The sequence below is a fragment of the Rhodovulum euryhalinum genome, assembly GCF_004342445.1.
Classification (GTDB): Bacteria; Pseudomonadota; Alphaproteobacteria; order Rhodobacterales; family Rhodobacteraceae; genus Rhodovulum; species Rhodovulum euryhalinum.
The window spans coordinates 35,726-60,753 of the sequence record NZ_SLWW01000003.1 but is presented as its reverse complement, the minus strand read 5'-3'; the positions used below and the strand labels follow the sequence as shown (position 1 = coordinate 60,753).

Sequence of the window (25,028 nt, the reverse complement as noted above, 5' to 3'; positions counted from 1 at the left end):
CCATGCTCTATCTCGGACTCGATCTCGGCACCTCGGCGCTGAAGGCGCTGGTGATCGACGAGGCGCAAAGCGTCGTGGCCTCTGCCGAGGCGGCGATCACGGCACATCACCCCCGCCCCGGCTGGTCGGAACAGGATCCCGCCGACTGGATCGCGGCGGCCGAAACGGTGATGCAGGCGCTGCGGGCCGGGCTGGGCGAGCGGATGGCCGCGATCCGCGGCATCGGCCTGTCGGGCCAGATGCACGGGGCGACGATGCTGGGGGCCGACGACCGGGTGCTTGCGCCCTGCATCCTGTGGAACGACACGCGCAGCGCCGCGCAGGCCGCGCGGCTGGATGCCGATCCCGATTTCCGCGCGATCTCGGGCAGCATCGTCTTTCCGGGCTTCACCGCACCGAAACTGGTCTGGCTGCGCGAGACCGATCCGGCTCTGTTCGGGCAGGTGGCGAAGGTGCTGTTGCCCAAGGATTTCCTGCGGCTGTGGCTTGCCGGCGAGCATGTCTCGGAAATGTCCGATGCCGCGGGCACATCCTGGCTGGACACGGGCGCGCGGGACTGGTCGGACCGGCTTCTGGCGGCGACGGGGATGGAACGCGCGCAGATGCCGCGCCTGGTCGAGGGGTCGGCACCGTCGGGCGGGCTGCGCGCCGATCTGGCGCGGCGCTGGGGGATGCGGGCGGACACCGTGGTCGCGGGCGGCGCGGGCGACAACGCGGCCTCGGCCGTGGGGTTGGGCACCGTCGGGCGCGGCGACGGGTTCGTGTCGCTGGGCACCTCGGGGGTGCTGTTCGCGGCCTGCGACGCCTATTCGCCCCGGCCCGAGACGGCGGTTCACACCTTCTGCCACGCGCTGCCGGGGATGTGGCACCAGATGGGGGTGATGCTGTCCGCCGCCTCGGCGCTGGCCTGGTTCGCCGGAATTGCCGGGGCCGCGCCTGCGGCGCTGATCGCGGAACTGGACCAGACCGATGCCGGGCCGTCGCCGGTCAGCTTCCTGCCCTATCTCTCGGGCGAGCGGACGCCGCATAACGACCCGGGGCTGCGCGCCGGCTTTCACGGGCTGTCGGCGGGGACGACGCGGGCCGAGATGACGCGGGCGGTGCTGGACGGCGTGGCCTTCGCGCTGCGCGAGAACCTGATGGCGCTGGCGGCGGCCGGAACCCGGCCCGCGCGGCTGATGGCGGTGGGCGGCGGCAGCCGTTCGGACCTGTGGTTGGGGATCATCGCGACGGTTCTGGGCCTGCAGGTCGACCGGCCCGCGGCGGGCGAGCGGGGGGCGGCCTTCGGCGCAGCGCGGCTGGGGCTGATGGCGGCCGAGGGCGCCGACCCGGCCGCGATCTGCACCGCCCCGCCGGTCGCCCGAAGCTTTGCCCCCGACCCGGACCACGCGGCCAGCCATGACGCGGCCTTTGCCCGGTTCCGCGCCCTGCGCGAGGCGGTGTCGGCCCGGCGCGGCTGACCCCGGCCAGCCCCGGGGCGTTTCCGCCCCAGCGCGGGGTGCCCGATGCGGCCCCTGCGCAAGACCGCGCATTTCGTCGGACAAGGTACGGCAGACTGCTGGTTTCCTTCGGGAAAATCCGGCGAATTGCGGACCTTTGCGGGCGCTCCGGAAATAATCCGCGTCTTTTTGTCCCATCTTGCATAAACTTCGTCGGACAGGCCGGACAGCACGAGGGAGGACAGAATGACCGGAAAGATACTTGTCGGCTTTGATGGCAGCGACAGCGCGGCCCGCGCGGTCGACTATGCCCTGGGCCACGCCACCGCCGAGGGCGCGGGCCTTGTGATCGCCCATGTCCTTGAATGGTCGCCCTATTCATTCCTGACACCAGAGGAACTGGCGGAACGGCACAAGCGGCGCAACGAAGAGCTTGCGCGCGCCGAAAGCGCGCTGCTTGCCCCCCTGCTGGAGCGTCTTTCGGGAACCGGCGTTCCGGTCGAGACCGAGCTGAAATACGGCCATATCGCCGAGACGCTGTGCGGGATCGCCACCGATCACGGCGCAAGCCAGATCGTCATCGGCCGCACCGGCCATTCGCTGCTGGCCGCGCGGCTGTTCGGCTCGGTGGCGGGCACGCTGGCCCAGGCCGCGCCGATCCCCGTCACCATCGTGCCTTGAGACGCAGAGGGAGGAACCCGACATGACCAGGTCTTTCGCGGGCGCGATGGCTGCGCCGCTGGCGCTTTGCGCCCTTGCCGCGCCGGCCACGGCGCAATCCATCGACGATAGGGTCAACGAGATCTTCGCCAGTTCCACAGGCTGGTTCGTCAACTTCATCTTCGCGCCGCTGCCGGGCACGTCCTTTCCCTGGATCGTGCTGTGGCTGGTCGTCGCCGCAACCGTCTTTACCATCTATTTCGGGCTGATCCAGTTGCGCGGCTTCGGCCATTCGATCGCGCTGGTCCGGGGCGACTATTCCGACCCGAAGGACGCGGGCGAGGTCAGCCACTTTCAGGCGCTGGCCACCGCGCTGTCGGGCACGGTGGGCCTGGGCAACATCGCGGGCGTGGCGGTAGCGGTCGGCATCGGCGGCCCCGGCGCCACGTTCTGGATGATCCTCGCGGGTCTTCTGGGCATGGCGTCCAAGTTCACCGAGTGCACGCTGGGCGTGAAATACCGCAACGAGTACCCCGATGGCACCGTCTCGGGCGGGCCGATGTATTACATGCGCAAGGGCTTCGCCGAGCGCGGCCTGCCGGGGGGCAGGATCCTCGCGGTGTTCTTCGCGGTGTTCTGCATCCTCGGCGCGCTGGGCGGCGGTAACATGTTCCAGGCCAACCAGGCGCATGCGCAGATCGCCAACGTGGTGGGTGACTATCCGGGCTGGATCACCGGGATCGTGCTGGCGGGCGTCGTCTTTGCCGTGATCGTGGGCGGGCTGAAATCCATCGCGCGGGTGACCGAGAAGGTGGTGCCGTTCATGGGCATCCTCTACGTCGCCACCGCGCTGGTCATCCTCGGGATGAACGCCGACAAGATCGGCTGGGCGTTCGGCCAGATCCTCGCGGGCGCCTTCACCGGGCTGGGGGTCGCGGGCGGCATGATCGGCGCGCTGATCCAGGGCTTCCGCCGGGCCGCGTTCTCGAACGAGGCGGGCGTGGGCTCGGCGGCCATCGCGCATTCGGCGGTGCGCACCAAGGAGCCGGTGACCGAGGGCTTCGTGTCGCTGCTGGAGCCCTTCATCGACACGGTGGTGATCTGCACGATGACGGCGCTGGTCATCATCATCACCGGGCAGCTGGTCGCCGACCCCGCGACCGGGCTTTACGTGCTGAACGAGGCGGGCACCGCCATCGCCACGGTCGACGGCAACACCGGTGTCGCGCTGACCTCGGCGGCGTTCTCGTCGGCCTTCGGGTGGTTCCGCTACATCCTGGTGATCGCGGTGATCCTGTTCGCCTTTTCGACGATGATCAGCTGGTCCTATTACGGGCTCAAGGCCTGGACCTACCTGTTCGGCGAGGGCAAGGCGACCGAGCTGGTCTTCAAGGTGATCTTCTGCGTCTTCGTGGTGATCGGCGCGGCCGCCAGCCTCGGCCCGGTGATCGACTTCTCGGACGCGGCGATCTTTGCGATGGCGGTGGTGAACATCTTCGCCCTGTACCTGCTGATGCCGATCGTCCGGCGCGAACTCGACAGCTATCTCGCGCGGCTGAAATCCGGCGAGATCCGCAAGTTCCGCTAGCGGGCCGTCCCCTTCGGCGCCGGGCGGCCGGGCCTGACCCCGGCCGTCCGGTTCCGGTTGCGGCCACCCCGCGGATTGCCCCGGGCGCGCCCCCGGCGCTATACGCGCAGGGAGGGGCCGATGCCGACCCGGGAGGAGACGACCGATGCTGCTGACCGACGACCAGGAGATGGTGCGTGACATGGCGCGCCGCTTTGCCGAGGACCGGCTGGCCCCCAGGGCCGCCGAACGCGACGAAACGGGCGAATTCCCGAAGGAAGACCTGGCCGAGATGGGGCGGCTGGGGCTGATGGGCATGCTGGTGCCCGAGGACTGGGGCGGGGCGATGGTCGATCATGTCGCCTATGCCGTCGCGCTGGAAGAGATCGCGGCAGGCGACGGGGCGGTGTCCACCATCATGTCGGTGCACAACTCGGTCGGGTGCGTGCCGATCCTGCGCTTTGGCAGCGCGGCCCAGAAGGATCGGTTCCTGCGCCCGATGGCGGCGGGCCGGATGCTTGGCGCCTTCTGCCTGACCGAGCCGCAGGCGGGCTCGGACGCGGCGGCGCTGAAGACGCGGGCGCGGCGGACGAACACGGGCTGGGTACTGAACGGGGTCAAGCAGTTCATCACCTCGGGCCGGAACGCGGACGTGGCCATCGTCTTTGCCGTGACCGATGCGCAGGCGGGCAAGAAGGGCATATCGGCCTTCATCGTGCCCACCGACACCCCCGGCTATCGCGTCGCGTCGCTGGAGAAGAAGCTGGGCCAGACGCTGTCCGACACAGCGCAGATCGCGTTCGAGGATCTCGAGATCCCGGCCGAGAACCTGCTGGGAGAAGAGGGCCAAGGCTATCGCATCGCGCTGTCGAACCTGGAAGGCGGGCGGATCGGCATCGCCGCGCAATCGGTCGGCATGGCGCGGGCCGCCTTTGCCGCGGCGCTGGCCTATGCGGGCGCGCGCACCAGCATGGGCAAGCCGATCGTCGAGCACCAGGCCGTCGCCTTTCGCCTTGCCGACATGGCCACGCGGATCGAGGCCGCGCGGCAGATGGTGCTGCACGCCGCCGCCCTGCGCGACGCGGGCCGCCCGGCGTTGAAAGAGGCGTCGATGGCCAAGCTGTTCGCCTCGGAGATGGCCGAGGCGGTCTGTTCCGACGCGATCCAGACGCTGGGCGGCTATGGCTACACCCGCGATTTCCCGGTCGAGCGCATCTATCGCGATGTCCGCGTCTGCCAGATCTACGAAGGGACAAGCGATATCCAGCGCCTGGTGATCGCCCGGGCGCTGAGCGCATGACGGGGGCGCTGGACGGTCTTCGGATCGTCGAGTTCGTCGGGCTTGGCCCCGCGCCCTTCGCCGCGATGATGCTGGCCGATCACGGGGCCGAGGTGCTGCGCATCCACCCGCCCGCGCGGCGTTCGGATATCGCCACGATGGATAGCCCCGCCGACGTGCTGGCCCGCAGCCGCGCCTGCGTGTCGCTCGACCTGAAATCCGGGGCGGGACGGGCCATGGCGCTGGACCTGATCGCCGAGGCCGACGGGCTGATCGAGGGCTTTCGCCCCGGCGTGATGGAGCGGCTGGGGCTGGGGCCGGCCGAGGGACTGTCGCGCAATCCGCGCCTCGTCTACGGGCGGATGACGGGATGGGGCCAGGACGGGCCGCTGGCCGCCCGCGCCGGGCATGACATCAACTATATCGCGCTGACCGGCGTGCTGGACGCAATCGGCCCCGCGGACCGGCCTGCGGTGCCGCTGAACCTGGTGGGCGATTTCGGCGGCGGCGGCATGCTCATGGCCTTTGGCATGCTGGCGGGGCTGATCTCGGCCGCGCGCACCGGCCAGGGCCAGGTCGTCGATGCGGCGATGACCGATGGCGCGGCGCTGTTGTCGGCGATGATCCACGGCTTTCGCGCGGGCGGCGCCTGGGGACCGGGCCGCGCGGCCAACATGCTGGACGGCGGAGCGTTCTACTACGGGGTCTACGCCTGCGCGGATGGCCGGTTCGTGGCGGTGGGCGCGATCGAGCCGCAGTTCCTGGTGGCACTTCTGACGGGGCTGGGGCTGGACCCTGCCGCGTTCCAGCCGCAGGACGACCGCACACGCTGGCCCGCCTGGCGCGCCTGCCTCGCCGCGGCGTTCCAGACGCGGACACGGGCCGAATGGCTGGCGCGGTTCGAGGGGGTCGACGCCTGCCTGGGCCCGGTTCTCGACTGGGACGAGGCGCAGGCGCACCCGCACAATGCCGCCCGCGCCACCTTTGTCGAGGCGGGCGGCGTGCCCCAGCCTGCGCCCGCGCCGCGTTTCTCGGCCACCCCGGCCCCGCGCCCGTCGCCCCCCGAGACCGACCGCCGCGACCCCGCGGTGATCCTTGCCCGCTGGCGCGGGCGCTGAGCGCCCGGGGCCACGGGTCCCCGGCAGGGTGCGGGCTGGCCCGCGCTATCGTCCGCCCGCGGGTCCGGTCGCAAGGGCCAGGCCATCGACCACCGCGGTGAACGCGTCCGCGCGGACCAGGCGGGCGGCCGGGCAGACCGCGCGCGCCTCGGCCTCGACCAGCGACATCAGGCTGGACCCGCCGACCAGAACGACCGAGCCGATCTCGGCCGGGGGCACGCGGGCGAGGACCAGGGTTTCGTAAAGCGCGGTGCGAAGCCGGTCGCGACAGTCCGAAAGCGCCGCGTTCATCATGCCCGCGGTGACCGGCACGGCGAGACCGGGCTCGATGCAGCCCATGTCGATGCGCGCGCCGGGCGCGGCCGCGTTCGCCGCGATCTTGCCGCGCTCGACCGCGAAGGCCAGGTCGTGACCGAGCCGGTGTTCGATCACGGCGGCCAGCCGACGCATCGGGGCCGGGTCGACCGCGTGGCGCACAAGGTCGGCGACCGCGCGTTCCGTGTCCCGGGAATAGAGGAAGGGGATCATCGCCCAGGTCGAGAGATCGGCATAGATCGCCCGCGGCACGGGCAGCAGCCCTTCGCCCAGGGTGCGGCGCAGGTCGCCGCCAAGGCCGAGCATCGGCATCGCCTGCGCCATCGACACCGCATGGTCGAAATCCGTCCCCCCAAGCCGGATGCCGTGGCTTGCGACGATCCCGATCCCGTCGGTGCGGGTATGGACGACCGAGAAATCCGACGTGCCGCCGCCGATATCGACGATCAGCCGGGTTTCCTCCGGCCCTCCGGCCTGCCTTGTGGCAAGGGCCGCGGCCTCGGGCTCGAACAGGAAATCCACCGCGTCGAACCCGGCGGCCAGATAACAGGCGCGCAGGTCCGCCTCGGCCCGGGCGTCGCGGTCGGCATCGCCGGAATGGAAATGGACCGGGCGTCCCGAGAGAACGCGGGTGAAGCGGGTGCCCGCCGCGGCCTCGGCCCGCGTCTTCACCTCGGCCAGAAGGGCGGTCACGATGCTGCAAAGCGTCCGCCGCCTGCCCGCGATCAGGCGCTCTTCATGGAAGAGCGGCGTTCCGAGGATGCTTTTCAGCGCCCGCATGTAGCGCCCCTCTTCGCCCTCGACCAGCGCCGCCTCGGCGGCCCGGCCGATCCGCATGCTGCCGCCGCGGGCGGGCAGGAAGACGGCCGTGGGCAGGGTGTCCGCCCCCGCCTCGATCCCGAGGCGCCGCACGACGCCATCGCGCAGGACCGCCGCGGCGGAATTCGAGGTTCCGAAGTCGAGGGCGAGTGTGGGATGGGTCACGGCAGATCCTCGATGGATGCAGGCCGCGGGGCCTAGCCGATCGGCCCGCCGGTCGCAAGCCCATCCTCTTTTGCATGGAGAGGATGGCCCGCCGATGGGTCGCGACCGCGGCCGGTCAGGGGCACCCGTGACGCGCCGCGATGGCCAGGCCGGCGGCGACGCCGGACGACCAGGCCCATTGGAAGTTGTACCCGCCCAGCCAGCCCGTCACGTCGACCGCTTCGCCGATCGCGTAAAGCCCGGGCACGTCGCGCGCCTCCATCGTCTTGGACGACAGTGCGGCGGTCGAGATGCCGCCCGCCGTCACTTCGGCCTTGGCATAGCCCTCGGTTCCGGTCGGACGGAAGGTCAGGCGCGTCAACGTCGCGGTGGCGGCATCGAGATCGGCGTCCGTGACGTTGCCAAGCTCCCTGGTCAACCCGATGCGGAGCGCGAGCACCTCGGCGAGACGGGTCGGGAGATGCTGCGCAAGCACCGCCTTCAGATGCGACCGCGGCATGTGCCGCCGTGCCGCCCGAAGCGTCCCGGCCGCATCGGGCAGGACACTCAGCGAAACCGTCCCGCCCGGGCGCCAGTAGGACGAGGCCTGCAGGATTGCGGGACCGGACAGCCCCCGGTGCGTGAACAGCGCCGCCTCCTCGAACGCGACATCGCCCACCCGCGCCACGACCGGACAGGACACGCCCGGGATCGACGTGAAGAGTGCATCCTCCTGCCCGAGCGTCAGCGGCACCAGCGCCGGACGCGGCGGGACAACCTCGAGGCCGAATCGCCGGGCGATGTCGTAGGCGATGCCGGTGGCGCCCATCTTGGGGATCGACGGCCCGCCGGTGGCGATCACAAGCTGGCGCGCGACACAGCCCGCCACCCGGAACCGCCCGTCGGCATGTTCGATCTCGCCGATGCGCGTGCCAAGCCAGATTTCCACCCCTCCCTTGCGACATTCCTCAAGCAGCATGGCAACGATCTGCCGCGCGGAGCCGTCGCAGAACAACTGCCCAAGGGTCTTTTCATGCCACGCAATTCCATGGCGCTCGACGAGGGCGAGGAAATCCCACTGGGAATACCGGCTCAGCGCGGACTTGCAGAAATGCGGGTTCCCGGACAGGAAATTCGCGGGCCCGGCCCCGGTATTGGTAAAGTTGCAACGGCCCCCGCCCGAGATGAGTATCTTCTTGCCCGGCCGGTCCGCGTGGTCGATGACAAGCACCCGGGCACCGGCCTGGCCTGCTGTCGCGGCCGCCATCAGGCCCGCACCGCCTGCGCCCAGGATGATCGCGTCGTAGTCCACTGCCGCCCTTCCAGGTTCCGGAAATCCGCATCACCGCCCCTGCGCTTCGACATGCGTGAACCGCGCCGGATGTGCCGGAGGCCGATTGATCCTAGCTACGCGGCCATGGCGTCCGTTTCCAGAGCCGCGTGGCGGTTGGACCCGGCTTCAGCAGGCGGGACGGGAACCCGCGGCAGCCGCGTCGGGCAGCTACACCATGGCGAGCGACGAGTCCACCGACAGGGCCGCCTGACGACCACTCCGGACATGGCCGGATTCCCGTCGATCTCGGGCTCATGGGAGGCCGGATCAGCGGTCTCATGGCCGTTCGCGATGGCCAGCGGGTGCGAACATCTCGGATCGCTCGCGCAGCGTCATCCGCAATCCGGGATCACGTGTCAGGGCACCAGAGCCAATGAGACACCAGGGCAACCTTCTGGTCCTCGTCGAGTCCCGGCTGCTCCAGAACCGCCCAGGTCTGGAACCGCAGGGCGTGGCGGATCGTTGGCGGAGACGGGCCATGTGCGGCCCCGCGTCGAAGGCCACGGTCAGTCCGGCCGCCACGCCTTCGCGGTCGGCGGTCGGCGCCTGCACCAGGGCAAGCCGCCCTAGCAGGACGCGCCCGAGACGATGGGGTTCTTCGACAAGACCGACCGCGTCTTCTTCGCCACCGAGGATTTCGTCTGGGCGCACTGGAGACCCTGCCACCCATTCGGGCGCGTTCCATCCCACGCTACTGCGACAGCCAGCAGACTCTGCGCCGTCAACGTCGATCCGTGCTCATCTCCACCAAATGCCGCAAGCCCCGCGCCACAAAACGCACTGATAGCAGTCGGTTATCCTTGGAAGTCATCTCTGACCCCATTTGGCGAGATCTTTCGCAAATCTGCCCCTTCGTGCTGACGGCTGCTACAAATCTGCTACATGCAGCCTGCGCGGACCGATTCCCGCAACCCTAAATCGCCAGCTTGTAGCAGCTTTGCAGCGGGGTTTTACGGGCGGAGATCAGCGACGATAACCTGTTGAAAATATTGGCGGAAGGGGTGGGATTCGAACCCACGGATGGTTGCCCATCGGCGGTTTTCAAGACCGCTGCAATCGACCACTCTGCCACCCTTCCGTCGCCGGTTTTCAAGACCGGTCCACTCGACCGCTCTGCCGCTCCTCCGATCCGGTCCTGAGGCTTAGAGCGGCGGGTTCGATTCTGAAAGCACCCGCGTGCCGAAATCCGCCTTTGCCAGGGCACGAGCCTTTCCTTGCTTCCCGCCTGCCGCTATCATCCGGCGTGCAGGCGGTGCGGGCCGAAGGGCGCGTTCTGGCGACCGGGCCCGGGGCGGATGCAGCACATCGGATACGGGCAGACAAACAAGCGACACGGGGGCGCCCGTGCGAAAAGGGGGCAAGGCATGACGGCGAACCGGATCGGGCGGCTGGCCCTGGTTCTGGGCGCGGCGCTTCTTGTGCCGGGGTGCCAGGGCAGCGGGCCGTTCGCGGGGCTCGGGCGCGGGGCCGACGGGGATACGCCCGCACAGATCGGAACCGCCCCCACCATGGCAGAACGCGAAGTCGAGGCGCCGGACGTCTTCTCGGCAACCGAACCGGCGCTGTGGGACGGCCGCCCCTCGCTCGGGGGTGTCTGGATCGCGCATCCCGACGCGACCACCCCGGAACGGGTGATGATCCGCAACACCGAGAACGGCAAGTCGGTCGTCGGCGCGCTGTTTCGGCGCGAGCGTGAAATGCCGGGGCCGAAGCTGCAGGTTTCGTCCGACGCGGCCACGGCGCTGGAGATGCTTGCGGGCAAGCCGACCGAGTTGAGCGTCGTCGCACTCCGCCGCGAGGAGGTTCCAGTGCCCGCGCCCGCCTCCGGGGCGAAGGACGGGGCCGAACCGCTGACCGCCGCAGCGGCCGCGATCGACGACGCCGAGGCGCGGCAGGCCGTTCCGGGCGCCACGCCGCCCCCGTCGCGGCCGGCGCGGTCCCTTGCCCCCGCCACGCCGGCCGCCCGCCCCGCGCAGATGGCGCCCGGCGACGTGGCCGCCCCGCCCCCCGGCACCGTGACGATCCCGGCCGAGACCGCCGCGGCGACCGCCCCCCCTGCCCCTGCCCCTGCCCCTGCCGCCGCCGCACCCGCACCGCGGGCGTCCGGGCTGGCCAAGCCCTTCATCCAGGTCGGCATCTTTACCGTCGAGGCCTATGCCGAGGACGCCAGCGAGACGCTGCGCAAGGGCGGCATCGTGCCGACGATCCATGCGCAGAAAAGCGGCGGGGCGCAGTTCTGGCGCGTCGTGATCGGACCGGCAAGCACCCGCTCGGAACAGGCGGCGCTGCTTGAGAAGGTCCGGGGGCTCGGCTACACCGATGCCTATTACGTGACGAACTGAGGCACCGCGGACCATGGGACAGACATCCATCCGACCCAAGACCCTGATCGCGCTGGCCGCGCTGGCCACCGCGCTGGCCCTGCCTGCGGGCGCCGCGTTCGAGACGCGCGCCACCGCGGCCTATGTGGTGGACCAGACCACCGACACGGTTCTGCTGTCCAAGAACGCCGACCAGCCCCTGCCGCCGGCCTCGATGTCCAAGCTGATGACGCTGAACATGCTGTTCGAGGCGCTCAGCGACGGGAGGGTGACGCTTGAGACGCAGTTCTCGGTCTCGTCCCGCGCGATGGCGATGGGCGGGTCGACGATGTTCCTGAACGACCAGGACCGGCCCACGGTCGAGCAACTGATCCAGGGCATCATCGTGCAATCGGGCAACGATGCCTGCGTGGTGGTGGCCGAGGGGCTGGCGGGCACCGAAGAGGCATTCGCGCGGCTGATGACGGAACGCGCCCGCGCCTTGGGGATGGAGAACGCGACCTTCGCCAATTCGACCGGCTGGCCGCATCCGAACCAGCGCATGAGCATGAAGGATCTCGGCATCATCGCCGAGCGGCTGATCGAGGATTTCCCCGAGTACTACGGCTATTTCGCCGAGGCCGAGTATCCGTTCGACGGGCGGGCGCCGCAGAACCGGTTCAACCGGAACCCGCTCTTGAAACTGGGGATCGGGGCAGACGGGCTCAAGACCGGCCACACCGAGGAGGCGGGCTATGGGCTTGTCGGCTCGGCGCTGCAGGGCGGGCGGCGGGTGACCTTCGTCATCACCGGGCTCGAGACCGAGGCCCAGCGCGCCGAAGAGGGCGAGCGGATCGTCAACTGGGCGTTCCGCCAGTTCGTCCAGCGCGAGGTGCTGCGCCAGGGCGAACGGGTCGCCGAGGCCAGGATCTGGATGGGCGAGATCGAACAGGTGGGCCTTGTCGTACCCGAGGATGTCGAGATCCTGTTGCCCGCGACGGTGCGCGAACAGATCGGCGCCGAGGTGATCTTTCGCGACCCGATCCTTGCCCCCGTCGAGGAGGGCCAGGAACTGGGCGAACTGGTGATCTCGCGGCCTGAACTGGGCGAGTTGCGGGTGCCGCTGGTGGCGGAACGCTCGGTCGCGCGCGGTGGCTTCGTGCCGCGCCTGAGAACCGCGACAGAGGTTCTGGTCGGGCTTGGCCGGGAGGCCACGGGCCTCTGAGATGGCAGGGGCCGCGCAGTTCATCACCTTCGAGGGCATCGACGGCTCCGGCAAGTCCACCCAGGCGCGACGGCTGGCCGAGCATCTGCGGGCGCAGGGCCGCGACGTGGTGCTGACGCGCGAGCCGGGCGGCAGCCCCGGCGCCGAGGAGATCCGCCGGCTGGTGCTGGAGGGCGATCCCGACCGATGGTCGGCCGAGACGGAAATCCTGTTGTTCACCGCGGCGCGGCGCGACCATCTGGAAAAGACGATCAACCCGGCGCTGGCCGCGGGCCGGGTGGTGATCTGCGACCGCTTCGCCGATTCCACCCGCGTCTACCAGGGCATAACGCGGGGCGACCTGCGCCGGGTGGTCGACAAGCTACATGTGCTGATGATCAGGCGTGAGCCGGACCTGACCTTCATCCTCGACATGCCGCCCGGCACGGGGCTGGCGCGGGCCAGGGGACGGAACGGCACGGAAGAACGGTTCGAGGATTTCGGCGAGGCGATGCAGGCGAGGATGCGGGCGGGTTTCCTGGACCTAGCGCAGGAATTCGACTCCCGCTGCCGGGTGATCGACGCCGATCGCGCCGCCGACGCGATCGCCGCCGAGATCGCCGATCTGGCCGAGGCAGCGCTGGCATGACCGACGAGGCGATCCCCGAACCCGACCGCGTCGAGGGCGCCCCCCACCCGCGCGAGACGGCGCGGGTGATCGGGCAAGCGGCGGCCGAGGCGGGGTTTCTCGATGCGTTCACGGGCGGACGGATGCACCATGGCTGGCTGCTGACGGGGCCGCGCGGCGTGGGCAAGGCGACGCTGGCCTGGGCGATCGCGCGGTTCCTGCTGGCGCAGCCCGCGGGCAGCGACGGGGGCCTGTTCGGCGACGCGCCCCCGGCCCCCAGCGGGCTGGCGGTCGCCCCCGATCACCCGGTCGCCCGCCGCATCGCGGCGCTGTCGGAACCGGGGCTGCTGCTGATCCGGCGGGCCTGGGACGACAAGAAGAAGCGGCTGGAAACCGTCATCACCGTGGACGAGGTGCGCCGCCTGCGCGGGTTCTTCGGGATGTCGGCGGCCGATGGCGGCCGGCGGGTGGTGATCGTGGACGCGGCCGACGAGATGAACCCCAGCGCCGCCAACGCGCTTCTGAAGCTGCTGGAAGAGCCGCCAGCGAACGCCACGCTGCTGCTGGTCAGCCACCAGCCCGCGCGGCTGTTGCCGACGATCCGCTCGCGCTGCCGCGAGCTGCGCCTCTCGGCGCTGGCCCCCGGCGCCATTGCCGAGGCGCTGGCCGCCGCCGGTCAGGAGGTTCCAGCCGATCCGGTCGCGCTGGCGGAACTGTCGGGCGGCTCGGTGGGCGAGGCGATCCGGCTGGCGCAACTGGACGGGCTGGCGCTGTACGCCGAGCTGGTCGCGCTGTTCGCGGGCCATCCCCGGCTGGACCGCGCCCGCGCGATCCGGCTGGCACAAGCCGCGGCCGGGCGCGAGGCCGAGGCGCGGTTCGATCTGACGCTGCGGCTGATCGGGCTTTTGCTGGCCCGCCTCGCCCGCACCGGCGCGACCGGCACCCCGCCCCCCGAAGCCGCGCCCGGCGAGGCGGCGATGCTGGCCCGGCTTGCGCCCACCCCCACCGCCGCGCGGGGCTGGGCCGAGGCCGCGCAGGCGCTGACCGCCCGCGCCCGGACCGGCAAGGCGGTCAACCTTGACCCCGCCTCCCTCATCCTCGATACGGTTCTGAGAATGGACGAGACCGCCGGCCGGCTGGCCGCCTGAGGCGAGATGACCCAAGCGACCCCCCAGATCACCGACAGCCACTGCCACCTGGACTTTCCCGATTTCGGGCACGAGCTCGATCTTGTCGTGGCCCGGGCTGTCGCGGCGGGCGTGACGCGGATGGTGACGATCTGCACGCGGCTGAGGAACGAACCCCAGGTACGTGGCATCGCCGAAGCCTATGCGCCCGTGTTCTACGCCGCGGGCACCCATCCGATGAGCGCGGCCGAGGAACCGATGGTCACGGTGGACGACCTGGTCGCACTGGCCCGGCACCCGAAATTCGTCGGCATCGGTGAAACCGGGCTGGATTATCACTACACCGCCGAGTCGGCCGAGGTGCAGCAGCGAAGCCTGCGCGTCCACATCGCCGCGGCGCAGGAAACCGGCCTGCCGCTGATCGTTCATGCGCGCGATGCCGATGAGGACATGGCGCGCATCCTGGCCGAGGGCTATCGCGAGCGCGCCTATGCCTGCGTCATGCACTGTTTCAGCTCGGGCGCGGGGCTGGCGCGCGCCGCGCTGGACCTGGGGTTCTACCTGTCGATGTCGGGGATCGCGGCCTTTCCGAAGTCGAAGGAGTTGCGCGACATCTTTGCCGCCGCGCCGCTGGACCGGATCCTCCTGGAAACCGACGCGCCCTACCTGGCCCCGCCGCCCCATCGCGGGCGACGCAACGAACCGGCCTATACCGCCCATACGGCGCGGGTCGGCGCCGATCTGTTCGGCCTCGACTACACCGCCTTCGCCGCGCAGACGCAGGCGAATTTCGACCGGCTGTTCGCCAAGGCCGCAAGCTGGCAGGAGGCCGCGTGACCGGCGCGCTCAGGTTCACCATCCTCGGCTGCGGCTCGTCGGGCGGCGTGCCGCGGCTGGGCGGGCATTGGGGGGAGTGTGACCCCGCAAACCCCAGAAACCGCCGGCTGCGCTGTTCCCTGATGGTCGAACGCGAGGCGCCCGGCGGGATAACCCGTGTGCTGATCGACACCTCGCCCGACCTGCGCGAGCAATTGTTGCGGGCCGGGATCGGCACGCTGGATGCGGTGGTCTACACCCATTCCCATGCCGACCATGTCCACGGTATCGACGACTTGCGCCAGATCGTGTTCAACACCCGGCAAAGGCTGGCCGTCTGGGCCGACGGCGCGACGCAGGATGCGCTTTACTCCCGCTTCGGCTATGCTTTTACCCAGCCCGAGGGCTCGCCCTACCCGCCGATCCTCGACATGCACACGATCGACGGGCCGGTGCATGTGGACGGCGCGGGCGGGCGGATCACGCTGGTCCCGTTCCGGGTGAACCATGGCGCGATCGACGCGCTGGGGTTCCGGATCGGCGGGCTGGCCTACCTGCCCGATGTGGCCGAGATCTACGGGGAAAGCGTCGCGCTGCTGGAGGGGCTGGAGATCCTGGTGATCGACGCGCTGCGGCGCACACCGCATCCGACGCATTTCCACCTCGACCGCACGCTGGACTGGATCGCGCGGCTGGCCCCCGCACGCGCGGTGCTGACCAACATGCATATCGACCTCGACTACGAGACCCTGGCCGCCGAGACGCCGGACCACATCACCCCCGCCCATGACGGGATGGTGCTGAGCCTGCCCGCCTGATGCAGGCGCTGCTGGACGTCATCCTGCCGGTCTTCCTGGTGCTGGGCTTCGGCTATGTGGCGGTCTGGCGGGGGCTGTTCAGCGAGGCGGGCGTCGACGGGCTGATGAAGTTCACCCAGCATTTCGCGATCCCCTGCCTGCTGTTCCGCGCGGTCTCGACGCTGGATCTGGGCCAGGAGTTCGACTGGCGGCTGTTGTCGAGCTTCTACGCCGGGGCGACGGCCGGCTTCGTCCTGGGGCTTGTCGGTGCGCGGGTCCTGTTCGGACGCAGTTGGGAGGACAGCGTCGCCATCGGCTTTGTCTGCCTGTTCTCCAACTCGCTGCTGCTGGGCCTGCCGATCACCGAACGGGCCTATGGCGCGGACGCGCTGGCGCCCAACTACGCGATCATCGCGGTCCATTCGCCGTTCTGCTACGGGCTGGGCCTGACCGCGATGGAGATCGTGCGCAACCAGGGCACGGGTCTTTTCGGCACCGCGGGCGCGATCCTGAAGGCCATGTTCCGCAACGCGCTGGTCATCGGCATCGCGCTGGGGCTTGCCGTCAACCTGACCGGCATCCCCCTTCCGGCCGTGCTGACCGACGCGCTGGACCTGATGGTGCGTGCGGCGCTGCCCGCGGCGCTGTTCGGGCTGGGCGGCATCCTCTACCGCTATCGGCCCGAAGGCGACCTGCGGGTGATCCTCTATGCCTGCGCGATCTCGCTTGTGGCGCATCCGGCGATCGTCTGGGGCATGGGATCGGGGCTCGGGCTGGAGACGGGACCGTTCCGCTCGGCGGTGCTGACCGCGGCGATGGCGCCCGGGGTCAACGCCTACATCTTCGCCAACATGTACGGCGCGGCGCGGCGGGTGGCGGCGTCGGCGGTGCTGATCGGAACGGCCGCCTCGATCCTGACGGCATGGGTCTGGCTTGCCGTGCTGCCCTGAGGCGGGCTCAGGACCGCGCCGGCCAACCGCTCACCATCGCCAGCGATCGTTCCAGCCCCTCGCGGTGGGCGTCCTCCTCGGCGCGGCGGGCGATATGCTCGGCAATGAGAGAGCGCAGATAGGTCGCGGTATCATCACCCAACGCATCGGTCTTCTTCGGATCGGCGCCATAGTCCAGCAGCAGCCTGACCTTGGCCGTGTCGTGGCCCGCGATCTGCAGCGGCAGCCGGCCGGGGGTGAACCAGGGCTCCGAGCGGCCGTCGAACGGCATGTTCGGATCGGCCCCCGCGCGCAGCAGCGCCTCGACCTCGTCCGCGGTCCCCTCGAGCACGGCCCGGTGCAGCGGCGTCCAGCCCCAGGTTTCGGTCCGCGCCTCGATATCGGCCCCGGCCTCGACCAGCAGATCGGCCAGCAGCGCCTTGGCCGAGGCCGTTTCCCAGCCCCATGGATAGGCCGCGACGGCATGCAGAGGGCGATACCCCTCGGCCATCCCCGCGTTCGGGTCGGCGCCGAGCGACAGCAGCAACCGGACCATCTCGACCGACCGGCCCTCGACCGACAGCGCGTGGTAGAGCGCGGTTTCCTGCAAGGGCCCATGCCGCGCGTCGATCTCGGCACCGGCAAGGCGGGCGCGCACCCGGTCTGTATCGCCCGACGCGATCGCCACGAACAGCGCCTGCACGGGCTCGTCGCGGGGCTCGGTCTCTTCTCCGGGCGTGCGCAGGGTCGCCATGATCGCCTTGCCGCGCCGATACAGCGCCTCGGACAGGCGGCGCGCGCGGCCGGTCTCGCCCATGGTCTCGGCCGCGGCCAGTTCCGCGCTCAGGCGTTCGTTCTCGGCGATGAAGCCCGCGCTGCGGACCAGTTCCCCCCGCAGGGCCGCAATGGCACGGCGGGCGCGCACGGCCTCGTGCTGCGACTCCGCCGGCAGCCCGGCCAGAACCGCCACGGCCTGCGCCACAAGGGTTTCGAACTCGTCGAACGCCCCCCGCCGCGCCGCGCCATCGAGCCGCGACAACAATTCTGCCAGATCGACACTCATCTCACTCACCACACACAAAAAGGAACCCACGACTCCCAGCGCACTCGCCCTAGTTGTCGAATCCGGCCATTTTTGCGTCGAAATGAGACAAATTTTAGTTGTCTTTTTCGGTCATGCCGCACCGGGGCGGGTTCTGCACGGCTCGTTTCCGCTCACGCGCGGGCCAGCATCCCCTTTTCACGCGCCAGATCCTGCATCCGCTTCTGCAACTTCTCGAAGGCGCGCACCTCGATCTGGCGGATACGTTCGCGGCTGACATCGTAGACGCCCGACAATTCCTCCAGCGTCACCGGCTGGTCCTGAAGCCGACGTTGCAGAAGAATGTCCTTCTCGCGCTCGTTCAGAACGTCCATCGCCTTGACCAGAAGGGCCCGGCGGCTTTCCAGTTCATCCCGTTCGGCATAGGCCTCGGCCTGGTCGGCATCCTCGTCCTCGAGCCAGTCCTGCCATTCGGTCGAGGTGTCGCCGTCGCTGCCCACCATGGCGTTCAGCGAGGCGTCGCCCCCCGACAGGCGGCGGTTCATCGCGATGACCTCGTCCTCGGTGACGTTCAGGTCATGCGCGATCCGGGCCAGGTTCTCGGGGCGCAGGTCGCCCTCTTCCAGCGCGCCGATGCGGGCCTTGGCCTTGCGCAGGTTGAAGAACAGCTTCTTCTGGGCGCTTGTCGTGCCCAGCTTGACCAGGCTCCACGACCGCAGGATGTATTCCTGGATCGCGGCGCGGATCCACCACATCGCATAGGTGGCCAGGCGAAAGCCCTTCTCGGGGTCGAATCGCTTGACCGCCTGCATCAGGCCCACATTGGCCTCGGAAATCACCTCGGCCTGGGGCAGCCCGTAACCGCGATAACCCATGGCGATCTTGGCCGCGAGGCGCAGGTGCGAGGTGACCATGCGATGCGCCGCCTCGGTGTCCTGGTGGTCGACCCAGCGCTTGGCCAGCATGTATTCCTCTTCCGGCTCCAGCAGCGGAAACTTGCGGATCTCCTGCAGGTACCGGTTCAGTCCCTGTTCCGGAGACGGGGCGGGAAGACCGACATAGTTGCTCATTTGAATCCCTTTCGCTCCCTCGTGCTTGGCGGTGAACCTAACAACCGAACCGGCGGGTTCAAGTTACAGCACTTCACATCAATATACGCAGAATGGACCGGATTCCGTCGAAACCGGGTTAATTTCCGGTAAAGATGTCAGCCAGTCACGCAGGTTTGTGCCTGTGTTTCATCCCCGAAGCGCCGCGGCAAGCGCGGCCATGTCCGCCGGCAGGGGCGAGTCGAAGCGCGTCGTCGCGTCGGTACCCGGATGGACAAAGCCCAGCGTCGCGGCATGCAGCGCCTGCCGCGGGAAACTATCGGCCGCCCGGGCGGCTTCGGCGCCCATCGCCTTTTCCGACAGCTTCCGCCGCCCGCCATAGACCGGATCGCCGATCAGCCCGTGGCCCACATGGGCCAGGTGGACGCGGATCTGGTGGGTGCGCCCGGTTTCCAGCCAGCATTCGACCAGCGCGGCCGCGGGGGGCGTGCCGAAGCTTTCGACGACCCGAACCCGCGTGACCGCATGCCGCCCGCCCGAGGCAAGCACAGCCTGGCGCTGGCGGTCCGAGGGATGGCGGCCGATGCGGGTGGCGATCCGCATCACGCCCCCCGGCTCGAAGCTGACACCCGCGAGGCCCCTGAGCCGGGGATCGGCCGGGTCCGGCAGGCCGAAGACCAGCGCACGGTAATGCCGCTCGACACTGTGGGCGGCGAATTGCGCGGACAGCACGGCATGGGCCTTGTCGGTCTTCGCCACCACCAGCAACCCGCTGGTTTCCTTGTCGATCCGGTGGACGATGCCCGGCCGTTTCTCGCCGCCGATGCCCGACAGGCTGTCGCCGCAATGGGCCAGGAGCGCATTGACCAGCGTTCCCGAGGGCGAGCCCGGCGCCGGATGCACCACCATCCCGGCGGGCTTGTCGATCACGATCAGGTCGGCATCCTCGTGGACCACGACCAGCGGAATCGCCTGCGGCGCGGCCGCGACCTCGGCCGGTTCGGCAAAGGCGATCTCGATCTCGTCGCCCTCGGCCACCCGGGCGCGCGGCCCGGTCAGCGGCGCGCCGCCCCGCATCACGCCGCCGGCTGCGATCAGCTTTGCCAGCCGCGACCGCGTCAGCCCCTCGGCCTCTGGCGCATCGCGGGCAAGCGCCTTATCAAGGCGGTCGGGCGGGTTCGGCCCGATCCGGACCGTCAGCCGCCGAGGCGAGGACATGGGCGTGGACATGGACGATACCCCACAACCGGAGGCCCTGCCCCCGAACCTGAAACTGCTGCGCGTGCTGGTCACCGTGCTGATGGTGACGATGATCGCAGGCTTTCTAGTGATCGTCGCGCTGTTTGTCATCCGGATGCCGGGCGGCGGCACGCTGCCCCTGCCCGAGGCCGTGGTCCTGCCCGAGGGGGCGAGGGCCAGCGCCTTCACCCGCGGGCGCGACTGGGTCGCGGTGGTGACCGAGGACGACCGCATCCTGATCTATGACGCGGCGACGGGCGCATTGCGGCAGACGGTCAAGATCACGCGATAGGCGCAGCGCCGGGGCGGCAGGCGGGGCCGATGCCGCGCTTCGGGTTTCGCCCCGGCTGACGCCGGGACGACCCGCGCGGGGGGCGCTGCCCCCCGCACGCCCCCGGAGTATTTCCGCCAAGAAGAAGGCCGGACGGGTTTTCCCGTTCGTGCCAGCGGCGCCTGCGGAACGGCCGTTGCGGGCGGCGTGCCGGTCAGTCGATCGCGACCAGTTCGATCGCGAAGGTCAGGTCCTGCCCGGCCAGCGGGTGGTTGGCGTCCAGCACAACCTCGTCTTCGGTCACCTCGGCGATGGTGACCGGCATCACCTGGCCCTGCGGCGTCTGCAACTGCAGCCGAGTGCCGATCTCGAGCGGGATCTCGTCGGGCACCTGGGCGCGCGGGATCGCCTGACGCGCTTCGGGATTGTGGTCGCCATAGGCCTCGGCGCAGGGGATCTCGACGGTCTTTTTCTCGCCCGCCGCCATGCCCGGAAGGGCCGCGTCGAGGCCGGGGATGATCTCGCCCGAACCGACGGTGAATTCCAGAGGCGCGCGGCCTTCGGACGTGTCGAAGGTGGTGCCATCGGCCAGCGTGCCGGTGTAGTGGATGCGAACCTTGTCGCCCGGTTTGACCTTGGTCATGGGTCTGTCCTTCGCGTTTCTGGGGGAAATGGGTTTGCAGAGGCCGCGCATGCGCCGCGCAGGTGCTCTGGGTGTGGGACCAGCGTACCCGGCGGGACGGCGATGTAAACCCCCGGACGGACCCGAGGCCCGGACCCGGCCTAGCCCATCGGCGCGGGCGTCAGCAGCCCCATCGCCGCGCCCGTGGGGTCGGTCACGATCGCGATTCGCCCGATGCCCTGGATGACGAAGGGCTCGCGGATCACCGTGCCGCCCCGGGCGCGGGTCTCGTCCAGCGCACGGTCAAGGTTGTCCACCGCGAAGTAGCTGAACCAGTGGGGCGGCAGGTCCTCGCTACCCTCGATGCTGGCCAGGTCCATGACGCCGACCACCGGCTGGTCGCCACGATGGCCGACCTGATAGACACCGGCCCCCATCGGCATCGGCTCGAAATGCCAGCCGCAGACCGTTCTGTAATAGGCCAGCGCGCCGGGCACGTCCCGGGTCATCAGTTCGGTCCACCAGACCTTGCCGTGGTTCTGCGACATCGGTGCCTCCTGTCCCTGTGCGGGGCCAGCCTAACCGATTCGCGTGACGAGGTGTCATGCCCGTCGCCGCACCCTTCCCCCCTTGGCAGGTCTGTGCCAGTCTCGGCGCCGAGGGAGAACCCGATGGCGATCACAACCTGCATCTTCGACGCCTATGGCACGCTGTTCGACGTCGCCGCCGCCGCGCGCGAGGCGGCAGCCGAACCGGGCGGCGCGCGGCTGGCCGATCTGTGGCCGCTGCTGGCCGAGGACTGGCGCCGCAAGCAACTGGAATACAGCTGGCTGCGGGCGATCACCGGGACGCATGCGGATTTCTGGCAGGTGACCGAGGACGGCCTGGACTGGGCGATGGAGGCGCATGGGCTGGCGGGCGAGGCCGGGCTGCGGGCGCGGCTGCTGGCGCTTTACCGCGAATTGTCAGCCTATCCCGAGGTTCCCGGCATGCTGTCGGCGCTGAAACAGGCGGGCAAGGCCACGGCGATCCTGTCGAACGGGTCGCCGGGGATGCTGGCCGACGCGGTCGGTTCGGCGGGGATCGGCGGCCTGCTGGATGACGTGCTGTCGGTCGAAAGCGTCGGCATCTTCAAGCCCGCGCCGCAGGTCTACGACCTTGTCGGGCGCCGCTTCGGCTGTGCGCCTGCGCAGGTGCTGTTCGTGTCGTCGAACGGCTGGGACGCGGCGGCGGCCTCGGGCTACGGGTTCGTCACCGCCTGGGTCAACCGGTCGGGGGCACCCGTCGACCGGATGCCCTGGCGGCCCGCACATGTGCTGGCCGACCTGACCGGCATCCCGGCGCTGGCGGAGGGGGCGTGATGCAGCGCTTTGCCGCCGATGACGGGCTGTGGCTGGCCTATGACGACCAGGGCACGGGAACGCCGCTTCTGTGCCTTGCGGGGCTGACGCGCAACATGGACGATTTCGAACCGGTGGTGGAACAGTTCGCCGACCGTGCACGGATCATCCGGCTGGACACCCGCGGACGGGGCGGGTCGGACCATGACCCGGATTTCATGAACTACAACCTGATCCGCGAGGGGCGCGACGCGCTGGCCCTGCTCGACCATCTGGGGCTGGCGCGGGCCGCGATCCTGGGCACGTCGCGGGGTGGGCTGATCGCGATGGTGCTGGCCGCTGGCCACAAGGACCGGCTGATCGGGGTCTGCCTGAACGATATCGGCCCGATGGTCGACCCGGTGGGCATGGGCTACATCATGAGTTACCTGGGCAAGCGGCCGGAACTGGCGGATTACGACGCGGCCGCGGCGCGGCTGGAACAGACGATGGCCCGGCGGTTTCCCGGCGTCACGCGCGCGCAGTGGCGGGTTTATGCCCGGCGGCTGTGGGACGAGGCGCCCGACGGGCTGGCGCTGCGCTACGACCCGCGCCTGCGGCACGCCGTGGCCGAGGCCTCGGCCACGGGGGCGATGCCCGATCTCTGGCCGCTTTTCGACGCGCTCGCGGGGCTGCCGGTGGCGCTGATCCGGGGCGCCAATTCCGACATCCTGTCAGCCGACACCGCGGCCGAGATGCGCCGCCGCCGCCCCGACATGATCCATGCCGAGGTCGCGGATCGCGGCCATGTGCCCTTTCTCGACGAACCCGAATCCGTGGCGGCGATCGCGGCCTTCCTGGAGAGATGCGCGTGACCCCGCAGATCATCGAGGCCGCGGCGGCGCGGCTGGCGGGCCATGTGCGGCAAACGCCGCTGCTGTCCTCGCCGTTTCTCGACCGGATCGCGGGGCGGCGGGTACTGGTCAAGGCGGAATGCCTGCAACATACCGGCAGCTTCAAGGCGCGCGGCGGCTGGGCGGCGGTCTCGGCGCTGGACGCAGCGGCCCGCGCCCGCGGCGTGATCGCCTATTCCTCGGGCAACCATGCGCAGGGGGTGGCCCGGGCCGCGGCCAGCTTCGGGGTGCCGGCGGTCATCGTGATGCCGTCTGACGCGCCCGAACCCAAGATCGCGAACACCCGCGCGCTGGGGGCCGAGGTGGTGCTGTACGACCGAGCGACCGGCGACCGCGACGCGATCGGCGCCGAGATCGCGCAGGCCCGCGGGCTGACGCTGGTCAAACCCTTCGACGATGCGCAGGTGATCGCCGGACAAGGCACGGTGGGGCTGGAACTGGCCGCGCAGGCCGCCGCCGAAGGCGTGACACAGGCAGACGTGCTGGTCCCCTGCGGCGGCGGCGGGCTGACGGCGGGCGTGGCACTGGCGCTGGAGGCACGTGCGCCCGGTCTGCAGGTGCGCCCGGCCGAGCCCGAGGGGTTCGACGACACAGCCCGCTCGCTGGCCGCCGGGCGGATCGTGCGGAACGAGGCGCGGGCGGGTTCGCTCTGCGATGCGATCCTGACACCCAGCCCGGGCGAGATCACCTTTCCGATCATGGCGCGGCTGTGCGGCCCCGGCCTCGTGGTGACCGAGGACGAGGCGCTGCGGGCAATGGCCGCCGCCTTCGCGCATCTCAGGATCGTTCTGGAACCGGGCGGCGCGGTGGCCCTGGCCGCGGCGCTGTTCCACGCCCCGGCGATGACGGGAAACGCGGTGATCGCGGTCGCCTCGGGTGGAAATGTCGGCGCCGACACCTTCCGCATGGCCCTCGACCGGGCCGGAGACACGCCGTGACGTCTTTCAGAATCGCGACATTCAACGCCCAGAACCTGATCGGCCCGGATCAGGAGTATCAGCGGTTCGAGCAATATTCCCCAGAGGATTACGCGGCGAAACGCGACTGGATGGCGGGGCAGTTGAACCGCATGAAACCCGATATCGTCGGCTTTCAGGAGATCATCGACCCCGAACCACTGCGCGAGGTTATCGCCGGGGCCGACGCGCTGGCCCCCGGCCGCCCCCCCTATGCCGGGGCGGACCTCGCCTTTGCCCCCAACTTCGCCGACTCCGGCCCGGGCGAGCGGCGGCCGGGGCTTGCCGTACTGTCGCGCCTTGGCTTCGAGGGCGATCCGCAATCCATCCAGCTTCTTGATCCGCCGCTCGACATCCCGTTCCACCACCTCGGCGGCGGCGATGCCGGCCACTATCAGCTGACCCGGCTGACCCGCCCGATCCTCAAGGTGCGCGTGCCGGTGGGCGGCCACGTCCTGACCGTCTTCAACGTGCATCTGAAATCCCGAATGGGTGAGTTCGTCCGCCCCAAGGGCGCGCGCTTTTCGCCCGAGATCGACCTGTTGCAGTATGACGCTGCCGGGCGGGCGCTGGGCCTCTTGCGCGCCTCGCTGCGGCGCATGGCCGAGGCCTGGGTGCTGCGCAAGCTGGTGGTGGACGAACTGGAGGCGGGCAACCCCGTGGCGGTGCTGGGCGATCTGAACGCCACCCCGCAATCGGCGACGCAACAGATCATCGCGGGCGAAGCGCCCTTCCCCGACCATACCTGGCTGCGCCGCCACGACGCGAGATCCGCCGACGACACCTACACGCGGTCGGAGGATGCCACGATCCGCGAGGCGGTCGAGCGGGTGCGGCTCCATTCGGCCGAACGGCTGTTCATCCGGAAATCCCTGCGCGACTTGGCCTATACCAATGCCTTCGGCGGCGTCTTCGAATCCTTCGACGCGATCCTGTTCTCGCGCCACTTCCACCCGGACTGGCCCGGCCGCATCGGCGAGATGACCCATTTCGGCGTCTACAACGACCACATCACCGACGGCACCCACCCCGAGGCACCGGGCAATGTGCGGGCCTCGGACCACGGCCAGATCATGGCCCATGTCCGGCTGGTCTGATTGACGCCCCCCGGCGCGCGGGCCATGCTGCGCCGCGGCCGGGC

At 70.0% G+C, this 25,028-nt stretch carries 24 protein-coding genes and 1 tRNA gene; 17 read left to right on the top strand and 8 right to left on the bottom strand.

Features of this window, described 5'->3' with window-relative positions; translation table 11 throughout:
* The first annotated feature begins 2 nt into the window (after window positions 1-2).
* The 5 genes from xylB (at window position 3) to EV655_RS04400 (ending at window position 6,063) form a co-directional block, all read left to right on the top strand.
* Entirely contained in the window at window positions 3-1,460 is a 1,458-nt protein-coding gene (gene xylB / locus EV655_RS04420; protein WP_132542249.1) for a xylulokinase, read from the top strand.
* A 225-nt stretch (window positions 1,461-1,685) separates the two neighbouring features.
* Window positions 1,686-2,120, top strand: a complete 435-nt coding sequence (locus EV655_RS04415; protein ID WP_132542247.1) for a universal stress protein — start codon at window positions 1,686-1,688, stop codon at window positions 2,118-2,120.
* A 22-nt stretch (window positions 2,121-2,142) separates the two neighbouring features.
* On the top strand, window positions 2,143-3,687 hold the full coding sequence (locus tag EV655_RS04410; protein WP_132542245.1) for an alanine/glycine:cation symporter family protein: 1,545 nt from the start codon (window positions 2,143-2,145) through the stop codon (window positions 3,685-3,687).
* Between the two features lie 145 nt (window positions 3,688-3,832).
* Entirely contained in the window at window positions 3,833-4,966 is a 1,134-nt protein-coding gene (locus tag EV655_RS04405) for an acyl-CoA dehydrogenase family protein (protein ID WP_132542243.1), read from the top strand.
* Window positions 4,963-6,063 carry a CaiB/BaiF CoA transferase family protein gene (locus EV655_RS04400; protein WP_132542241.1) on the top strand — a complete coding sequence of 367 codons (1,101 nt, stop codon included), beginning with the start codon at window positions 4,963-4,965 and terminating at the stop codon, window positions 6,061-6,063. The genes EV655_RS04405 and EV655_RS04400 overlap by 4 nt, the downstream gene beginning before the upstream one ends.
* A gap of 45 nt (window positions 6,064-6,108) precedes the next feature.
* Here EV655_RS04400 and EV655_RS04395 read toward each other — a convergent pair whose 3' ends face one another.
* From EV655_RS04395 to EV655_RS04385, 3 genes are all read right to left on the bottom strand, one after another.
* A complete protein-coding gene (locus tag EV655_RS04395) occupies window positions 6,109-7,362 on the bottom strand; it encodes an Hsp70 family protein (protein WP_132542239.1) in 1,254 nt (417 codons plus the stop codon).
* A gap of 115 nt (window positions 7,363-7,477) precedes the next feature.
* The gene (locus EV655_RS04390; protein ID WP_132542237.1) at window positions 7,478-8,653 is read right to left on the bottom strand and encodes a BaiN/RdsA family NAD(P)/FAD-dependent oxidoreductase; all 1,176 of its coding nucleotides are present in this window, start codon (window positions 8,651-8,653) and stop codon (window positions 7,478-7,480) included.
* A 1,011-nt stretch (window positions 8,654-9,664) separates the two neighbouring features.
* Window positions 9,665-9,752, bottom strand: a tRNA-Ser gene (locus EV655_RS04385).
* A 286-nt stretch (window positions 9,753-10,038) separates the two neighbouring features.
* Here EV655_RS04385 and EV655_RS04380 point away from each other — a divergent pair.
* Genes EV655_RS04380 through EV655_RS04350 form a run of 7 tightly spaced genes read left to right on the top strand, consistent with a single transcriptional unit; the run spans window position 10,039 to window position 16,496 of the window.
* The gene (locus tag EV655_RS04380) at window positions 10,039-11,016 is read left to right on the top strand and encodes an SPOR domain-containing protein (RefSeq protein WP_207901931.1); all 978 of its coding nucleotides are present in this window, start codon (window positions 10,039-10,041) and stop codon (window positions 11,014-11,016) included.
* 13 nt (window positions 11,017-11,029) lie between these two features.
* Window positions 11,030-12,199 carry a D-alanyl-D-alanine carboxypeptidase family protein gene (locus tag EV655_RS04375; RefSeq protein ID WP_132542233.1) on the top strand — a complete coding sequence of 390 codons (1,170 nt, stop codon included), beginning with the start codon at window positions 11,030-11,032 and terminating at the stop codon, window positions 12,197-12,199.
* 1 nt (window position 12,200) lies between these two features.
* On the top strand, window positions 12,201-12,827 hold the full coding sequence (gene tmk, locus EV655_RS04370) for a dTMP kinase (protein ID WP_132542231.1): 627 nt from the start codon (window positions 12,201-12,203) through the stop codon (window positions 12,825-12,827).
* A complete protein-coding gene (locus EV655_RS04365) occupies window positions 12,824-13,954 on the top strand; it encodes a DNA polymerase III subunit delta' (protein WP_132542229.1) in 1,131 nt (376 codons plus the stop codon). The genes tmk and EV655_RS04365 overlap by 4 nt, the downstream gene beginning before the upstream one ends.
* A 6-nt stretch (window positions 13,955-13,960) precedes the next feature.
* On the top strand, window positions 13,961-14,770 hold the full coding sequence (locus tag EV655_RS04360) for a TatD family hydrolase (RefSeq protein WP_132542227.1): 810 nt from the start codon (window positions 13,961-13,963) through the stop codon (window positions 14,768-14,770).
* Window positions 14,767-15,567, top strand: a complete 801-nt coding sequence (locus EV655_RS04355) for an MBL fold metallo-hydrolase (RefSeq protein WP_132542225.1) — start codon at window positions 14,767-14,769, stop codon at window positions 15,565-15,567. The genes EV655_RS04360 and EV655_RS04355 overlap by 4 nt, the downstream gene beginning before the upstream one ends.
* Entirely contained in the window at window positions 15,567-16,496 is a 930-nt protein-coding gene (locus tag EV655_RS04350) for an AEC family transporter (protein WP_132542223.1), read from the top strand. The genes EV655_RS04355 and EV655_RS04350 overlap by 1 nt, the downstream gene beginning before the upstream one ends.
* Before the next feature lie 7 nt (window positions 16,497-16,503).
* Here the strand turns inward: EV655_RS04350 and EV655_RS04345 are convergent, their stop codons facing one another.
* From EV655_RS04345 to EV655_RS04335, 3 genes are all read right to left on the bottom strand, one after another.
* A complete protein-coding gene (locus EV655_RS04345; RefSeq protein ID WP_132542221.1) occupies window positions 16,504-17,538 on the bottom strand; it encodes an ankyrin repeat domain-containing protein in 1,035 nt (344 codons plus the stop codon).
* Window positions 17,539-17,690: 152 nt separating this feature from the next.
* Window positions 17,691-18,587, bottom strand: coding sequence for an RNA polymerase sigma factor RpoH (gene rpoH / locus EV655_RS04340; protein ID WP_132542219.1), 897 nt, complete (start codon window positions 18,585-18,587; stop codon window positions 17,691-17,693).
* A 168-nt stretch (window positions 18,588-18,755) separates the two neighbouring features.
* Complete coding sequence (locus EV655_RS04335) at window positions 18,756-19,796, bottom strand: RluA family pseudouridine synthase (RefSeq protein ID WP_243644984.1); 1,041 nt, start codon at window positions 19,794-19,796, stop codon at window positions 18,756-18,758.
* On the opposite strand from EV655_RS04335, the gene EV655_RS04330 reads away from it, so the two are divergent.
* Window positions 19,795-20,097: a DUF6476 family protein gene (locus EV655_RS04330; RefSeq protein ID WP_132542217.1), complete on the top strand. Its 303-nt coding sequence runs from the start codon at window positions 19,795-19,797 to the stop codon at window positions 20,095-20,097. The two genes, EV655_RS04335 and EV655_RS04330, sit on opposite strands and share 2 nt — an antisense overlap.
* 193 nt (window positions 20,098-20,290) lie before the next feature.
* On the opposite strand, the gene EV655_RS04325 is transcribed toward EV655_RS04330, so the two are convergent.
* The gene (locus EV655_RS04325; protein WP_132542215.1) at window positions 20,291-20,719 is read right to left on the bottom strand and encodes an FKBP-type peptidyl-prolyl cis-trans isomerase; all 429 of its coding nucleotides are present in this window, start codon (window positions 20,717-20,719) and stop codon (window positions 20,291-20,293) included.
* Between the two features lie 140 nt (window positions 20,720-20,859).
* Window positions 20,860-21,246: a VOC family protein gene (locus EV655_RS04320; protein WP_132542213.1), complete on the bottom strand. Its 387-nt coding sequence runs from the start codon at window positions 21,244-21,246 to the stop codon at window positions 20,860-20,862.
* 123 nt (window positions 21,247-21,369) lie between these two features.
* Between EV655_RS04320 and EV655_RS04315 the strand changes: the two genes are divergently transcribed.
* The 4 genes from EV655_RS04315 to EV655_RS04300 are packed head-to-tail and all read left to right on the top strand — an operon-like array spanning window position 21,370 to window position 24,984.
* On the top strand, window positions 21,370-22,059 hold the full coding sequence (locus EV655_RS04315; protein ID WP_132542211.1) for a haloacid dehalogenase type II: 690 nt from the start codon (window positions 21,370-21,372) through the stop codon (window positions 22,057-22,059).
* Window positions 22,059-22,892 (top strand): alpha/beta fold hydrolase, encoded by an 834-nt coding sequence (locus EV655_RS04310; RefSeq protein WP_132542209.1) that lies wholly within the window; start codon window positions 22,059-22,061, stop codon window positions 22,890-22,892. Before EV655_RS04315 ends, EV655_RS04310 begins: the two co-directional genes overlap by 1 nt.
* On the top strand, window positions 22,883-23,869 hold the full coding sequence (locus EV655_RS04305; protein ID WP_132542207.1) for a threonine ammonia-lyase: 987 nt from the start codon (window positions 22,883-22,885) through the stop codon (window positions 23,867-23,869). The genes EV655_RS04310 and EV655_RS04305 overlap by 10 nt, the downstream gene beginning before the upstream one ends.
* On the top strand, window positions 23,866-24,984 hold the full coding sequence (locus EV655_RS04300) for an endonuclease/exonuclease/phosphatase family protein (RefSeq protein WP_132542205.1): 1,119 nt from the start codon (window positions 23,866-23,868) through the stop codon (window positions 24,982-24,984). Before EV655_RS04305 ends, EV655_RS04300 begins: the two co-directional genes overlap by 4 nt.
* Window positions 24,985-25,028: the final 44 nt, after the last annotated feature.